The following is a 15,127-nucleotide window of genomic DNA, read 5'->3' on the forward strand; positions in this document are numbered from 1 at the left end:
ATCAGCGCCCCTGTTTACGAAGTAACAGCACGGACATCAAGGTAAGCACCGGGATGAACGCCGCCAGCACCAGGAACGCGTGTTGCATATCACCCAGGGTCAGGCCCTTGGTAAACACGCCGCGGCTGATCTGCAGGAACCAGGTAGCAGGCCAGAACTGGCCAATGACCGCAGCGGCGCCGTCCAGAGAAGATACCGGCTCCGTCATGCCAGAGAACTGCACCGTGGGCAGTATGGTGATGATTGCGGTAGCCGCCAGCGCGGCAATCTGGGTAGACGCAAACGCCGAAATTACCTGGCCCAGACCGGTGGTGGCGGTCACGAACAGCAGCGCGCCAAAGGTCAGGGTTAGCACGCCGCCTTTGATGGGCACGTCAAACAGGAAAATCGCCAGCAGCACCAGGCTGACGTAGCTGACCATGCTAAAGCCGATGTAGGGCAGCTGTTTACCGAGCAAAAATTCCAGCCGGGTCACCGGGGTTACATACAGATTGGTGATAGATCCCAGCTCTTTCTCCCGCACAATCCCCAACGCCATCAGAATAGCCGGGATGAAAATCAGCAGTATGGGAATCACCGCCGGCACCATGGCGTCCAGGCTGCGGAAGTCCTGGTTATAGCGGTAGCGGGCTTCAACGGTCACCAGGCTAAAAGCCGGCACACTGCCGTAGGTGCGCTGGGCCAGATCTTTCAGGTAGCTGAAATGCAGGCCTTGCATATACCCCAGTATGGTCTCACCGCGAAAGGGCATAGCGCCGTCTACCCACACGGCGATTTCGGTAGGCCGGCCGCGTTTCAGGTTTTTGCCAAAGCCCGGCGGTATCGCCAGAACCAGGCTCAGTTCGCCGGATTTCATCCGCTGTTCCAGTTCGGCCATGGTGGCCACCGGTGGTTGCTCTAAAAAGTAGCGGGAACCCGATACGGCGGTGATGTAGTCGCGGCTTTGCGGAGTCTGGTCCTGGTCCAGCACCGCGAACGTCAGGTCTTCCACGTCCATGGTAATGCCGTAACCCAGAATCATCATCAGCAAGGCCGAACCAATGAACGCAAACGCCATGCGGATAGGGTCACGCAGCAGCTCGCGGGTTTCGCGGCGACCATAGGCCATCAAGCGCTGAAAACTGAAACCGCGATAGCGCGGCCGGTCGCTGGCGTCTTCGCCCAGCACGTTTCCGTTGTTGCTGCTTTCGGGTTCTTTATCCACAGCCTCGAGGGTTTGCATAAACGCGGCTTCCAGATTGTTTACCCCGGCTTGTTCTACCAGCGCCGCCGGGGTATCGCAGGCCAGTACTTCGCCGGCGTGCATCAGTGAAATGCGGTCGCAGCGCTCGCCTTCATTCATAAAGTGAGTGGAAATAAAAATGGTCACGCCGTCTTCGCGGGACAAACGCAGAAGCAACTGCCAGAAGCGGTTGCGAGCACCGGGGTCTACCCCGGAGGTTGGCTCGTCTAAAATTAGCAGTTCCGGCGAATGCACCACGGCTACTGCCAGCGACAACCGCTGGCGCACGCCCAGGGGCAAGTCACCAGCAAACCGGTCCATCACGTCTTCTAAACTAAATTCTTGGGTCAATTCATCCATTCTGGGCTGAATGCGTTCGGCTGGCAGATGAAATAGCTTGGCGTGCAGTTCCAGGTTCTGGCGCACGGTCAGCTCGTTGTACAGCGAGAACGACTGCGACATGTAGCCCACACGCTGGCGGGTTTTCAGGTCTCTGGCATCCAGAGTGGCGCCAAACAGCAACACCTCGCCTTCGGACGGCGTTAGCAGCCCGGTGAGCATTTTCATGGTGGTGGTTTTGCCACAGCCGTTAGAGCCTAAAAAACCAAATATTTCGCCTTTCGGGATGGTGAAGCTAACGTCTTTTACCGCGGTGAAGTCGCCAAAGCGCAGGGTGAGATTATGGGCTTCAATGGCAGGCACGTCGGCGTTATCGGTTGCCGCGCTCGCCGAAGCCGTAGTCGCAGCATCGCCACCGGTTTCCTGCCGGTCTTTTGGCAGCAGCGCGATAAAGGCGTCGTCCAGATTGTCTGTTTCAGTTTGCTGTTTTAATTCCTGCGGCGAACCCGTAGCCAGAATGGCGCCGTTGTCCATGGCCACCAGCCAGTCGTAGCGCTCAGCTTCTTCCATGTAAGCCGTGGCCACCAGCACGCTCATGCCCGCTTGCTGGCTGCGAATGGTATCAATCAAGTCCCAGAATCGCTTGCGGGATAGCGGGTCTACGCCGGTGGTGGGTTCATCCAGAATCAGCAGGTCCGGGTTGTGAATCAAAGCGCAGCAAAGGCCCAGTTTCTGCTTCATGCCGCCAGACAATTTGCCGGCGGGCCGGCTGCGGAATTCCAACAGGCCAGTGGCGTCTAGCAGGCGGTCGATCTGTTCGCCACGGGCCTTGCCACGCAGCCCGAACAGGTCGGCAAAAAAGTCGATGTTCTCGTCCACCGTCAGGGTGTGGTAGAGGTTGCCGCCCAGCCCCTGGGGCATATAGGCAATGCACGGGGCGACTTGACTGCGAAAGTGCGAATCGGCCATATTGCCGCCCAGCACCTCAAGCCGGCCTTGCTGCAACTGGCGGGCACCCGCCACCAAACCCAGCAAGGTCGACTTACCAACACCGTCTGGGCCAATCAGCCCGACCATACAGCCGGCGGGCAGGTCCAGGCTAATATCCCGCAAAGCATGGCGGGCACCGTATTGATGATTAACCGATATCAGCCGGGCCACAACCGCTTTTTCGCCCGGGTTGATGCCTGTCCGGGTAACGGTTTTGGCAGCTTTTTTGACAACTAAAGAGCTGTCGCCAGGCCGATTATCCATTAGGAAGGGTTACTTGCAGCTGTTCTGGCCAAGGCAGACTTTCATCGAGACGAACATAGGCAACACCCGGCACGCCGGTTTTCACCCGATCGCGATAGGCCTCTAGCAATTCGGGGTCGATGCGAATGCGCACTCGGAACATCAATTTCTCGCGCTCGGTGCGGGTTTCCACCGCCTTGGGCGTGAACTGGGCTTCTGCAGCCACAAAACTCACCTCCGCCGGCACCACAAAGTCGGGCAGGGCGTCCAGAACAATGCGGGCATCGGAACCCACCCGCACTTTACCAGCCTGGGCGGTGGGCAGAAAAATAGTCAGGTACACGTCGGTTACGTCCAACACCGTGGCCACTTTGCCGCCAGCCGGCAGCACCTCACCCGGCTCGGCCAGCCGGTAAAGCACACGGCCGCCTACCGGGCTGTTCAGGTGGCTATCATCAATAGTGGTTTCAATTTTGTGGATGTTGGCTTTCGCAGCGTTGATGCCAGCTTGAGCTGACAATACCTGAACCTTTGACGCCTGCAATGCGGCGTCTGCGGTTTCTGCGGTGGTGCGTGCGCGGTCCAGCTGTTCGCGAGACACGTGGCCCTTGGCAACCAGAGATTCAAACCGCCCCAGCTCGGCCCGGGCCAGGCGCCGTTCACTTTCCCGCTGGGCCACAATGGCATCGGCCAGGCGTTCGGCTTGAATCGCCTGGCTCAGATTGGCCTGGGCAGCCGCCAAGGTTGCCTGAAGTTCCGCTGTGTCCATCTCTGCCACCGGGCTACCGGCATCAATCAGATCGCCCTCGGCCACAAAGAAGGTCAGCAGGCGGCCGGGAATGCGGGTGGCAATATCAACCTGAGTGGCTTCTATGCGGCCATTTCCCGACGCAATATGCGCAGCAAGGGTGTTTTCCTTTGGCACAAAATACCAGGCGACAAGGGCGAGCAAAGCAATAACCGCCAGAGTTATTATCAGTCTCGAGCGGACTTTAGGGCTTGAGCCAGGCATAGATCGTCCCCGATAAAAATTGGATTAGTTCAACTATAATGAAGCTGAAATCAGTATAGCGGGGCTTTTAGTAACGTGGGTGACACGCGTCAAAAGCGCAGGACATGCCTGCGCTAAACGCTTCAGTCATTTTTGATCCCGGTCAACGTTCTAGTTATAAGCTTATTCTAAAAAAGAAATTCAGCGCACTTTGGGCTATAGTGAAAGGTGGATACAAACCCGTTTCATTGCAGGAGAAAGCGCGAAATGAAGCAGCTATTAATCGCATTTTTTATAATTTTCGGACTCAGCGTTCATGCCTTCGCAAATGATGAAGCTTTGGCCGTCACCCCCCAGCAAACTTTTGATCTGGTACAAACACAGCCTGACCAAATGCTGTTTGTGGATGTGCGCGACCCCATCGAAATCATGTTTATCGGCTTTACCGATGTGGCTCAGGCCAACATTCCGTTCTTGCTGGCCGATCGCAGCCGGTTTCTGGACGACAAGCAGCGCTTTGCCATGGACAAAAACCCGCAGTTCGCCGCACAAATTGAAGCCGCTCTGAAAGCCAAAGGCCTGAACAAGGACGCGCTGATTATCACCATGTGCCGCTCGGGTTCTTCACGGGGTAAGCCCAGTGCCGATTACCTGCTGTCCCAAGGTTTTACCAATGTGAAATACATTGATCACGGCTTTCAGGGTAGCGGCGCCAAAGAGGGCAAAAAAGCCGGTATGCGCATCGTTAACGGCTGGCAGAATGACGGCTTGCCCTGGTCTATGGAGATCAATCCGGAAAAGATTTATCGCCCAGGTCAGTAATAACGGTTCATAAGCGGTCAGCACCGCAAGGAAGGCGATTATGGAAGGCTTGTCCCAGCTTTTATCCCAACGAAGGGCAGTGGCAATCCTGCTGTTTTCGCTCCTGTTGTTGCCGCTACTATCCTCAGAAGCACTGGCGTCTGCAGAGCGGGCGCCGACTACCGCAGACCACACCAAATTCGAGGCGCTGAAGGGCCCGTTCAATTCAGCGCCGGAAGTGACCGCCGCCTGCCTGACCTGCCACACCGAAGCTGGCGAGCAAGTGCGTGCTACAACCCACTGGACATGGCTATACGATCACCCTGAAACCGGCCAGCAGCTGGGTAAAAGCAAGGTTATTAACAGCTTTTGCGGCATGGTCGTCACCAACGAAGCGCGCTGCACGTCTTGCCACGTTGGTTATGGCTGGGAAGACATGAGCCAGCCGCCACCGGCGGCCAAAAATGCAGTGGATTGCCTGGTGTGCCACGACACCACCGGCGAATACTGGAAATTCCCCACCCTGGCCGGCTTCCCCACGGATATTCCTCGCGAATGGCCAAAAGGCAGCGGTACGCTGGTGCTGCCACCCGACTTAGTAAAAGTTGCCCGCAACGTAGGCGCCAGTGACCGCGAAAACTGCGGTAGCTGCCACTTTTACGGTGGCGGCGCTGACGGCGTTAAACACGGTGATCTGGATTCGTCACTGGTAGACCCAAGCCACGAGCTGGACGTGCACATGGCCAGCGACGGCCTGGATTTCAGCTGCTCCGACTGCCACACCAGTTGGGGCCATAATGTAGCTGGCAGCCGCTATCAGGTAAATGCCAAAGACACCCTGGGCATCGATGTACCCGGCCACACTGACCTGGGTCGCGCCAGTTGTGAATCCTGCCACGGCAGCGAACCTCACCCGCAAGCCAAGTTGAATGACCACGTTGAAAAACTGGCGTGCCAGACCTGTCATATTCCAGCCTTCGCCCGCGGCGGTGTCGCCACCAAAATGTGGTGGGACTGGTCCACCGCCGGCAAACTGGACGAAGACGGCCAGCCTATGGCGTTAAAAGACGAGAATGGCCACGTCAGCTATCTGAGCGAAAAAGGCAATTTCCGCCACGGCGAAAACGTCACCCCAGAATACGCCTGGTTCAACGGCACGGTGGAATACACCCTTATAGACGCCAAACTGGATTTGACCCAGTCACCGGTGCACATCAACCGGGTGGAGGGCAGCCCAGGCGATGGAGATTCCCGCATCTGGCCATTCAAGGTGATGCGTGGCAAACAGCCTTACGACACCGTTTACGAAACCCTGTTGGCCACCCACGTGTTCGGTAAAGACGACTCCTCGCTGTGGAGTAACTACGATTGGCCCAAAGCACTGAAAACCGGCAGCGAATGGTCCGGCATTCCTTTCAGTGGAGAATACGACTTTATTGAAACCACCATGCACTGGCCCATTACTCACATGGTGGCGCCGGCAGACCAGGCTCTGGATTGCGCCGCCTGCCACAGCGCGAACAGCCGACTGGCCGGATTGCCGGGAATTTACATGCCGGGGCACAGCAGCAACCCTTGGCTCAACCGCATTGGCTGGTTGGCCGTGCTTTTAACGTTGCTAGGCGTAGCCCTTCATGGTTTAGCTCGCAGATTCTTCCGCCGCCGTCGCGAACATACCAAGGAGCGTTGATTATGGCCAAGGTAATGATTTTCAAACGTTTTGAACGCTTCTGGCACTGGTCCCAGGCGCTGCTGATTTTCAGCCTGCTGTTGACCGGTTTTGAAATTCACGGCAGCTACCAGCTGTTCGGATTTGCGGACGCAACCCAGTTACACACCATCGCCGCCTGGGCCTTAATTGTACTTTGGCTTTTCGCCATTTTCTGGCACATAACCACCGGCGAGTGGCGCCAGTACATACCCACTCGCGACGGCCTTTGGGCCGTGGCGCATTACTATCTGATTGGCACCTTTACCGGTGCCAGCCACCCCTACCGCAAAACCAGCAAAGCCAAGCACAACCCGCTGCAACGGCTGGCCTATCTGTTTTTCAAACTGATGATTTCGCCGGTTATCTGGGTGTCTGGTCTGCTGTATCTGTTCTACAGCCAATGGCCCGAAGCGCTATCAAGTGTTCTATCACTGCAGGCCGTGGCCACCGTCCACACAATCGCCGCGTTCGCCATGATGGTGTTCATCATCGGCCATGTGTACATGACAACTCTGGGGGCCAGCCTGTTCAGTCACATAAAACCGATGGTGACCGGTTACGATACGGTGGATGAACCCAGCAAAAAGCCGTGACACATCCGGTCTCCGTTTTACTCCATAAGAATCGCCGTACCCCTTAAGACTGTTCATAGAATGAACAGTCTTTTAATATTCTTAATAGGTATAACGATAGAACCCATTGTTTGGTAAGATTTGACGTATCTCAAGAGAAATCTGTCCATCCAAATAATGACAAGAGGTTCAGAGGCATGCAAACCAACACCGCAGAGCAGGGTAAAGAGCAAGGCAAAGAGCAGGGCAAACAGCACACCGTAGTTATTGTTGGGGGCGGGGCCGCGGGCATTTCCGTTGCTGCAAGCTTGCACAAACGAGACAGCACCCTGGATATCGCGATTATTGAGCCGGCACACAGCCACCATTACCAGCCCGGCTGGACCATGGTTGGGGGCGGTATTTTCAAGCCGGAAACCACCTCAAAACCCATGGCCAGTGTTATGCCGGGATTTGCCTCATGGTACAAGCAAACGGTGTGCTCTGTAGACGAGCTGAACAATCAGGTTACGCTGGCCGACGGCTCTGTGATCGGGTACCAGGCCTTGGTGCTGGCACCCGGGTTAGAACTGAACTGGGCCGGTATTGACGGCCTGAAAGAAGCGCTTGGCTCGAACGGTGTTACCTCCAACTACCAGGAGGGCATGGCCAGCTACACCTGGGAAATGGTCCAGAGCCTTAAAACCGGGCGCGCGTTGTTCAGCCAACCCCCCATGCCCATCAAGTGTGCCGGTGCGCCACAAAAGGCGATGTATTTGTCAGCAGACTACTGGCTGCGCAACGGGGCTTTGAAAAACATCGACATTCAATTCCATAACGCCGGCGCTGTACTGTTTGGCGTCCCCGATTATGTGCCGGCGCTGCAAAGTTACATTGAAAAGTACGGCGTTGAGCTTAACTACCAGAACAACCTGGTGTCGGTTAACGGCCCTTCGCACAAAGCAACGTTTCGCCGCACCAAAGCCACAAGAGCCGCCTGGTTTCTGAAAGCCAAGCAGCTGCCGGGCCTGTACTGGCATGTTATGCTAAAAGGCCACGAATGGATGGCAAAGCCGGCGCGCCGCTCGGTCTGACAGACCAAAAAAGACCGCTCGTTCGTAATGCTTGAGCCAGACACGACCGACAACACACCTGGCTAAGCCAGAACAGGAGAATAGAGCATGATCGGATACGTCACGATTGGTGTCAGCGATATGGAAAAAGCCAAGAAATACTACACGGATCTTCTGGGCGACATGGGCGCAAAAGTCCTGCTGGATTTGGGCCGCATTGCCTTTATTGGTAAAGATATGAAATCCCCCATGATGGCGGTTTGTACACCGCATGACGGTTCGCCGAACCACCCCGGTAACGGTAATATGCTGGCGTTTCAGCCAGGCTCAAAAGAAGCGGTTGATACCTACTATCAGAAAGCCATCGAATTGGGTGCAAGCTGTGGCGGCGAACCCGGCCAGCGTATTCCCGACCAGTTTTACGGTGCCTACGTGAAAGACCCAGACGGCAACAAGGTAGCTTTTTACCACTTCGGCTGATTCAGCCCTGCCGTAAGCTGAGGCCGCTTTAATCGGCGGTCTCGGTTTCAAACCACCATCGCGGTAACAACTCTCGAATCTGCAGCTGTAAAAATCGATCGTCAATCAGCCATATCACCCCTTCGTCTTCTGGCGTCCGAATAACACGACCCGCGGCTTGCGCCACTTTCTGTAAGCCAGGAATCAGATAAGTGTAGTTGTAACCGGCGCCAAAGCGTTTCTGCAGGCGCTGTTTCAAAATTTCGTGCCAGGCATCAAAGGGCGGCAGCCCCAGGGTGGCCACAAACGCGCCAATCAGCTGGTCCCCCGGTAAATCAATACCTTCACTGAACACGCCCCCCAAAACTGCAAAGGCCACACTGCCGGATTCTTCGCGGAAGCCTGCCAGAAAATCTTTGCGCTGCTGTGGGCTCATGCCTGGCTGCTGTGAACGTTGGGGCACATCTGCGGCGCTGCTGCTCAACGCCACATTGACCTCATTCAGATATTTAAAACTGCTGAAAAACGCCAGATAATGACCCGGCCGCTGGCGATACTGCTGTGCGATCAGCTCGGCAATGGGCATCACCGACGACTCGCGGTGGGCCTGGCGGGTGCTTATTTTGGGCGTGAAGTTCACCTGTAACTGCTCGGCGCCGAACGGGCTGGGCAGGGAGGTAAAACAGCTGTCTTCCGGCAACCCCAGCAAATCCCGGTAATACACGCCGGGGCTCAAGGTCGCGGAAAACAGCAACACCGATGACGCCGCCTGAAACCGGTCACGCAGGAAATCCGCCGGCACCAGATTCTGAATCGTCAGGCTGGCGCGGCCGCGGCCTTCGCGGCGAAATTCACAAAGGGAATGGTCGGCGAAAGAATCCGCCAGTTTCATAAAGGCAACCGACTCGAACAGGACTTCCTGCAACGCCAGATCCGGCGGGTTATCCGCCAGATAATCCGTAAGCCCGGACACCAGGCCCTGCAGGCTGCCGGTCAGCGATACAGGCAAAGCACTTAGAAACACCGGTGCTGTGCCAGCTTCGGCTTGGTCACGAATCACCCCCTGCCAGGCCCGGGCAGTGCGGTCCAGATGGGATTTTAGAACTTTGGGCGCGGTTTTACGCAGCTTCAAAAGCCGCTGTTGGTCCAGCTGCACCGAATACATACCGCGGCCGCGATCCACCAGATTGTGGGCTTCATCCAACAGCACCGCGGTTCTCCACTGGTTCTGCCGGGTCAGGCCGTGGAGCAGGGCAGACTGGTCAAACATCCGGTTTACATCGCCAATCACCAGATCACACCAACGCGCCATTTCCTGGGCCAAGAAGTAGGGGCAGATGTCATGGCCGGCGGCGATCTTCGCCAGCGTCTCCTGAGTCAATGTGGAATCGGCCTGGGCGGCTTCGGCGCGGGCGTCTGGCAGGCGGTCAAAAAAACCTTTGGCCAGGGGGCAGGAATCGCCGTGGCAGGCTTTGTCCGGGTGCTCGCAAGCATCGGCTTTAGACACCAGTTCCAAGGTTCTTAACGGCCAGATTTGCGGTATTTCCTGCGCTAACCGCAGGCGATCCACCGCGTCTACCGCCAGCTGGCGAGCGGTGTTACGGCAGGTGAGATAGCACAGCACGTCCTGATTCGCCGCCGGCATGGCCATAAGTGCAGGGAACAAAGTACCCAAGGTTTTGCCCAGGCCGGTAGGCGCTTCCAGCAGCAAGGTGCCGCCCTTCACCGTATTTTTGTAAACGGTTTCCGCAAGCTGGCGTTGGCGCGGGCGAAACTGCGCAAACGGAAAACGCAGTCCAGACAGGCGAATATTCCGCTGCTCCCGGTGATGGGCTTCCTGCTCTGCCCACAGCCGGTAGCGATCACACAGCACTTCCAGCTCTTGCCAGAGTTCATCGGCGCGGGCGGTTTCGCTGATCGACGTTTCCCGGTTGTTGCCAATATCGAAGTACACCAGTGCCAGCTTTACGGTTTTACGCTTTTCCTGGCGGCACAGCAGAGCACCGTAAGCCCGCAGCTGAGCCCGGTGAAGTGCGCGCTGATGGGAGCGAATGCGCGACAAGTCGCCACGGTGGGTTTTGATTTCTTCCAGCAGTCCGGAGTGCGGGTTATACACATCGGCACGGCCAGACAGCGCCAAGCCCAGGCATTCGCCGCTAATCGGGTACTCGCTTTTGTAGCCGTATCCGCGCTTTGCCTGAATCGCCTGGTGGCCGGCAATGCCCTCTTCGGCGCTGGGCGCCGGGGTGTAACGAAAATCCAGATCGCCTGCACGGGCAGCAAACTCGCAGAGTGTGCGTACCGCCACCTTCATGGCGTGGCCTCGCCGGTTTGCCAACGCAGATAACACACGCTGGCGGCGATGCCCTTGCTGGCGAAAAAATGAAGCCAGCGAACCTGGTGATCCTGTAGGCGATCGCCAGGGCCCTTCACTTCAATCATTTCGTATCGCGGCCTGGTATGCGGATTTTCAGGGTAAAAGCGGACAAGATCGGGAAAACCGCTGCGATGTTCGCGAATATTCAGCAAAAGTCGCTCAAAAAGAATGTGTAAATCCAGCGCTGGAATACAATCCAGCGCCAGCGTCAGCAGCTCCTCATTCAGCGCAGGCCAGGTCACAAAGGGGTTGGTAATGCCCTGCTTTGCGGCGTAGGTGTTCAGTATCTGCTGGCGATAGCCGCCATCGTGCAGCGCCGCAAAGCACTGATCAAACGCGGCCTGGCGCCGGCTGACAAAATCTTTCCGCAGCAGGTCCGCCGGGCCACTGTGAAACGGATGAAAAAAAGCGCCGGGTATGGGCTTGAAGATGGTGTTCCAGCACAGCAGACCAAACAGGCTGTTTATCAGGGTGTTTTCCATATAAAACACCGGTGCTTCAGGACTCGAAAGATGGTCGCGCACCGCCCTCTCCACAGAGCGACCCGTTTGCGGCAGCGTCAACGTGAACTCGTCAAGCGGCGGCGGTTGTGGTGCCAAAGGAGCGGGCTGTTTCACTTTGGCTGCCAACCGCTTCAGAATCCGCGCCAGACCCTGGGCTTCGGCGTCGCTGAGTTCGGCGTGCTGCCAGTCAGAGGCAATCGCCCAGGCTTCGTCAAAGCGTTTCATCCGCTCCAGCAGCCGCAGTTGTTTCAACCGGGCTTCCCTATGGCCACTTGAGGCAAGTGCTTCCAAAGCTACTTCCCGCTCGCCCTGACGTTCCGCCTGTCGGCCCAGCTCAAGCAGCAGGCGATCGCGGCGACTGCTCAGCCACGGGTTGTCAGAAGGTTGCGGCACCTGGGCCCACACTTCAGCGGCCGGCATTCCAACGTCCAGACATTCGCGGCAGTGGTGCATGGCCAGATAGGTATCCACTTGGCTGCGTTCGGAGAAAGCCCGGGCTTCAGAGGTGAATTGCACCTGCTCGTAGCGTTGGTGGCCCAGCTCCACCAGCACAAAATCCGACCAGCTCTGGCGCAGGTTGCCGAAGAACATCAGGCGAACGCGGTCAAACAGTGCCATTGAGCTCACCCGCACTACCGGCGAACCAGAGTCACCCAGCCAGTCGATCACGGTACGGGCATCGGCGTAGGTACCCTTCAACACATCGCGCATCTGGGCTTTGGCCAGGTTTTTGCTGAAACCGGCCTGCACCAGAGCCGGCGCAAACGCCGGGCGAAGTTCGGCCAGGGTAAACAGGCGAAACAGATCGTCCAGAGTCAGCAAGGGAGCACAATCCAGCCAGTCATCTCTAATCAGGTTGTTCAACGCATCCGCTTCCGAACTTCCCAACTCTGGGTACTTCAGCTTGTCAGTGCGGAACAGCTCACCGCTGCGCATCACCATCCGGGCCAACAAAGCTCGGGCAGGACGGGGCAAATCAAGGAACTCGCTTAGCCGGGCATTCTCCGGCGCCGACAGCAAATCGGAGTGGTGGTTAGCCACCCACGCCACCACCGTTTCCATGTTTTCCAGGTAGTACAGGGGGTTTTCAAGATTCGCCGCGGCGGGCCTGAAATCCTGGTGATGCTTGCTCATAAAGACACGGACAGACCTAATTGAGGAGGTGCAATGCAACCACTCGAATTTAATGAGTTAACGCCTGAATTTACTTTATTTTTTTAGCTTGGTTTTTCACACCGTCCAAAATGGATTCACTAATGCGCGATGGAAAATCAACGGGCAACAGGGCTTCTACGGCACTGATTGCACGGGGCACCTGTTCGGCGATCTCGTCGAGGAGCTCGCTCGCCCTCTCGCGGGAGAAGCCAACTTGATGAGCCGCACTTATGAAATGCCTTTGTTGAATTCGATCCCAATGGTAATGGCGGTTACGGCTTTTAACAGACATCGCCATTTTTGCTTTTTGCGACGCCAGACTGCCTTGCGCCATCAGCGGATAGGCTGAGATCACGTCGTACAGCGGTGTCATCCGATAGGCTGAGCCAGGCTCTATAAAAAGACTGAAATTTTTTGCATGGCCATCAATCGCCGCCATCAGCCAAAACAATATCTGAGCTTTGAAGAAGGTTTCGCGATCCCTTTGAACCTCCTGGGAACCAAGAAGAAGCTTCATACCATCGTGAATTCCCGGGCCGCCATCGCTCTCGTACTTGATCGCAGGTGCTACGCCGAGGGCCTGACAAAAGTCTTCCTGAGGCAATCGCATTAGCCAAGCGGAATCCTTCGACCAGCGCCGATCAAAGCGTTCGACAATTAATACTTTCTGACGGCCAAACTGCCCAAGTTCCGCATTAGCAGTGGACAACCCAAAGGCTTTTAAAAGCTGTAAACAGAGCCATTCATTCTCACCGCTTTCACGAAGATCAATATTGCTATGATCCAGAAAACCGATTGGGAGCTTGAAGATATGACTGGTGGGCGTGCTCCCGGTGGGGAGTTGCCAATGCTCCTGATGCCAGAGTAACGCCGTTTTTTCCTGAGCACCCGCCAGTGAAATGCGAAAGTCATTTTCCCGCGCCATGCCTAGCGGTGCGTCTTGATAATTGCCCAGCAAGAACTCGATCGCGGTGGTGTCAACTGGTTCAGCCGTCACCTTTCGGACATTCGGCACTTCGCAATCTTGAGGATAGAGCTGAATGGCGCCAATACAGTCTCGACCAACACTCCAAAGTAGATCAAAAGGATGGCGGGTAGGAGCGCTGAAACGTGCTTGCATGCGAGATCTTATGGCATTCGAGTCTGGCAGAAGGTTATCGAAAAAATTTAAGACCAACGCCCCGCGATACGCCTTCGAAGACAGCGGCAGTGAAAGAGAGATAGCTCGGGCACCGGGCCGATTTTGCCAGGCAGGAGAATACTGGAAAACCATAGCACCGGAGGTTTCTAACGTTAACTTTCCGACTTCAATACCGTTCAAGGCCACAAGTAAATCAGGCATGGACAATCACCATTCTTCGCCCCAGCCGATTACAGGATCCGAAGCACCGCGCTCTACCACACGCAACTCAAGGTCAAGAGCGGAAAGAAGCTTGAATAGAGTCTCGATTCGGCTTTTCTCCGGATGATTCTCAAAGTTGGAAACCGTGGCTTGTTTTACACCGACTTTAGACGCAGTGGCCTGTTGGCTCAGGTCTTGGTGATAGCGGGCATTTTTAATGGCAGTAGACAGCGCTTCGGGCGAAGTAATTTTCATAAACATACCCCTTAGACGATAAATTAAATCTTATACCTTTCAGGGTATAAGATCAATAATATCCTTTACAGGGGATTAAGCAGCTCCATACCACTTCAAATGCCTATGTCAGCCGGCTGCAGGCGCACGCCAGCGACTTTCCACACGTTTTCTACCTGTACCATTCTGTAATAGGCGTCCCAGGATTTGCCCTCGGGGCCTTTGAGCTTCACGACCTGAATGTGAAAAATACCGTGAGGCACATTTTCGGTGAACTCAATCTGGGTGGCATTGTGTACGGCAGGATAGGCCTCGCGCACCATTTCCACAAACACCTGTGACGATCCAAAGCGACGCTTGATACCCTCGGACGCATAAGCCCAGGCTTGCTCACCGTCGTTGTTAGCGAACGCTTCGATCTGGCGCAAGATAGAGTCTTGAATCTGGATCGTGTCCTGAATTCCGGCTTCTTCATCATTATCGTTGGCAAAAGACTGGGATGCCCAAACAAGCGCAAAACCCAAACTTATTATCAGAAACAGAACAACGCTCTTTGTGGTGCGGGTAAGTTGCTGGCCCATGACGAAACCCTTTTGTTGACCATATTTTAACCAATACGGGAAAAACGGTGCTGCGGACTCCCCAAGTGTAAGCCCGGCTTTACTTACGGCCGGCCTTTTCTGGCCAAATGATGTTGATCAGCGCCTGTCGCTGCCGATCAGGAAAGGCAATGGTGTTGTCTGAGCGAGCAATGGCAAGCGCCTGACCCAGCATGCGGAACAACTCAACGTTCTGGTGCACACATTTCGGAATGGCCTGGCTGCGCAAATATTTCAGGTAACGCTGCAGATTTTCTTCATCCGACCGCCAGTGCTCGCCAAAGGCATTACGAAACAGGGCGCGTGTCGCAATGGCGCGCCACTCGTCGCAATAACCGCTTTCAAGCCTTTCCGGATAAACATACAAATCCTTGATTTCCTTTTGTATGTTTACAACAGCGTGCTCTGGCGAGAACAGCAGTCGCATGGCCAGCAGATCATAACTGTCGTTCAGCTGTTCGTTTACGGCGCTTTTGACCAATCCTATTCTGCTCATAATCACCCGTTCAGTAAGGTATTTACCTTGCGATGATTTTC

The 15,127-nt window shown here is 55.7% G+C and carries 13 protein-coding genes; 5 read left to right on the forward strand and 8 right to left on the reverse strand.

Features of this window, described 5'->3' with window-relative positions; all coding sequences use genetic code 11:
• Position 1 precedes the first annotated feature (1 nt).
• The gene (gene rbbA / locus ATG98_RS07540) at positions 2–2,815 is read right to left on the reverse strand and encodes a ribosome-associated ATPase/putative transporter RbbA (RefSeq protein WP_228706054.1); all 2,814 of its coding nucleotides are present in this window, start codon (positions 2,813–2,815) and stop codon (positions 2–4) included.
• Complete coding sequence (locus ATG98_RS07545) at positions 2,808–3,806, reverse strand: HlyD family secretion protein (RefSeq protein WP_098420356.1); 999 nt, start codon at positions 3,804–3,806, stop codon at positions 2,808–2,810. Before ATG98_RS07545 ends, rbbA begins: the two co-directional genes overlap by 8 nt.
• A 246-nt stretch (positions 3,807–4,052) precedes the next feature.
• Between ATG98_RS07545 and ATG98_RS07550 the strand changes: the two genes are divergently transcribed.
• The 5 genes from ATG98_RS07550 to ATG98_RS07570 all read left to right on the forward strand — a co-directional run bounded on the left by ATG98_RS07550 (position 4,053) and on the right by ATG98_RS07570 (position 8,401).
• On the forward strand, positions 4,053–4,607 hold the full coding sequence (locus ATG98_RS07550; protein WP_098420358.1) for a rhodanese-like domain-containing protein: 555 nt from the start codon (positions 4,053–4,055) through the stop codon (positions 4,605–4,607).
• Between the two features lie 40 nt (positions 4,608–4,647).
• On the forward strand, positions 4,648–6,276 hold the full coding sequence (locus ATG98_RS07555) for a tetrathionate reductase family octaheme c-type cytochrome (RefSeq protein WP_098422535.1): 1,629 nt from the start codon (positions 4,648–4,650) through the stop codon (positions 6,274–6,276).
• A gap of 2 nt (positions 6,277–6,278) precedes the next feature.
• Positions 6,279–6,890 (forward strand): cytochrome b/b6 domain-containing protein, encoded by a 612-nt coding sequence (locus ATG98_RS07560; RefSeq protein WP_179888083.1) that lies wholly within the window; start codon positions 6,279–6,281, stop codon positions 6,888–6,890.
• Between the two features lie 176 nt (positions 6,891–7,066).
• Complete coding sequence (locus tag ATG98_RS07565; protein ID WP_098422537.1) at positions 7,067–7,942, forward strand: NAD(P)/FAD-dependent oxidoreductase; 876 nt, start codon at positions 7,067–7,069, stop codon at positions 7,940–7,942.
• A gap of 87 nt (positions 7,943–8,029) precedes the next feature.
• Entirely contained in the window at positions 8,030–8,401 is a 372-nt protein-coding gene (locus ATG98_RS07570) for a VOC family protein (protein WP_098420367.1), read from the forward strand.
• Between the two features lie 28 nt (positions 8,402–8,429).
• On the opposite strand, the gene ATG98_RS07575 is transcribed toward ATG98_RS07570, so the two are convergent.
• The 6 genes from ATG98_RS07575 to ATG98_RS07600 form a co-directional block, all read right to left on the reverse strand.
• Complete coding sequence (locus ATG98_RS07575; RefSeq protein WP_098422538.1) at positions 8,430–10,694, reverse strand: ATP-dependent DNA helicase; 2,265 nt, start codon at positions 10,692–10,694, stop codon at positions 8,430–8,432.
• The gene (locus tag ATG98_RS07580) at positions 10,691–12,394 is read right to left on the reverse strand and encodes a VRR-NUC domain-containing protein (RefSeq protein ID WP_098422539.1); all 1,704 of its coding nucleotides are present in this window, start codon (positions 12,392–12,394) and stop codon (positions 10,691–10,693) included. Before ATG98_RS07580 ends, ATG98_RS07575 begins: the two co-directional genes overlap by 4 nt.
• A gap of 70 nt (positions 12,395–12,464) precedes the next feature.
• On the reverse strand, positions 12,465–13,757 hold the full coding sequence (locus ATG98_RS07585) for a type II toxin-antitoxin system HipA family toxin (protein WP_098422540.1): 1,293 nt from the start codon (positions 13,755–13,757) through the stop codon (positions 12,465–12,467).
• Positions 13,758–13,763: 6 nt separating this feature from the next.
• Entirely contained in the window at positions 13,764–14,012 is a 249-nt protein-coding gene (locus tag ATG98_RS07590) for a helix-turn-helix domain-containing protein (protein WP_098422541.1), read from the reverse strand.
• Between the two features lie 95 nt (positions 14,013–14,107).
• A complete protein-coding gene (locus tag ATG98_RS07595; protein ID WP_098422542.1) occupies positions 14,108–14,572 on the reverse strand; it encodes a DUF4864 domain-containing protein in 465 nt (154 codons plus the stop codon).
• A gap of 79 nt (positions 14,573–14,651) precedes the next feature.
• Positions 14,652–15,086, reverse strand: a complete 435-nt coding sequence (locus ATG98_RS07600) for a hypothetical protein (RefSeq protein WP_098424404.1) — start codon at positions 15,084–15,086, stop codon at positions 14,652–14,654.
• Between the last annotated feature and the right edge of the window lie 41 nt (positions 15,087–15,127).

Source organism: Marinobacter sp. LV10R520-4, assembly GCF_002563815.1.
Taxonomy (GTDB): Bacteria; Pseudomonadota; Gammaproteobacteria; order Pseudomonadales; family Oleiphilaceae; genus Marinobacter.

Bases quoted from the DNA above. Each gene is read 5' to 3' on its own strand.
- ATG98_RS07545 (WP_098420356.1), bottom strand. From the start codon at position 3,806: ATGCCTGGCTCAAGCCCTAAAGTCCGCTCGAGACTGATAATAACTCTG.
- ATG98_RS07600 (WP_098424404.1), bottom strand. From the start codon at position 15,086: ATGAGCAGAATAGGATTGGTCAAAAGCGCCGTAAACGAACAGCTGAAC.
- ATG98_RS07570 (WP_098420367.1), top strand. From the start codon at position 8,030: ATGATCGGATACGTCACGATTGGTGTCAGCGATATGGAAAAAGCCAAG.
- rbbA (WP_228706054.1), bottom strand. From the start codon at position 2,815: ATGGATAATCGGCCTGGCGACAGCTCTTTAGTTGTCAAAAAAGCTGCC.
- ATG98_RS07575 (WP_098422538.1), bottom strand. From the start codon at position 10,694: ATGAAGGTGGCGGTACGCACACTCTGCGAGTTTGCTGCCCGTGCAGGC.
- ATG98_RS07565 (WP_098422537.1), top strand. From the start codon at position 7,067: ATGCAAACCAACACCGCAGAGCAGGGTAAAGAGCAAGGCAAAGAGCAG.
- ATG98_RS07585 (WP_098422540.1), bottom strand. From the start codon at position 13,757: ATGCCTGATTTACTTGTGGCCTTGAACGGTATTGAAGTCGGAAAGTTA.
- ATG98_RS07590 (WP_098422541.1), bottom strand. From the start codon at position 14,012: ATGAAAATTACTTCGCCCGAAGCGCTGTCTACTGCCATTAAAAATGCC.
- ATG98_RS07595 (WP_098422542.1), bottom strand. From the start codon at position 14,572: ATGGGCCAGCAACTTACCCGCACCACAAAGAGCGTTGTTCTGTTTCTG.
- ATG98_RS07560 (WP_179888083.1), top strand. From the start codon at position 6,279: ATGGCCAAGGTAATGATTTTCAAACGTTTTGAACGCTTCTGGCACTGG.
- ATG98_RS07555 (WP_098422535.1), top strand. From the start codon at position 4,648: ATGGAAGGCTTGTCCCAGCTTTTATCCCAACGAAGGGCAGTGGCAATC.
- ATG98_RS07550 (WP_098420358.1), top strand. From the start codon at position 4,053: ATGAAGCAGCTATTAATCGCATTTTTTATAATTTTCGGACTCAGCGTT.
- ATG98_RS07580 (WP_098422539.1), bottom strand. From the start codon at position 12,394: ATGAGCAAGCATCACCAGGATTTCAGGCCCGCCGCGGCGAATCTTGAA.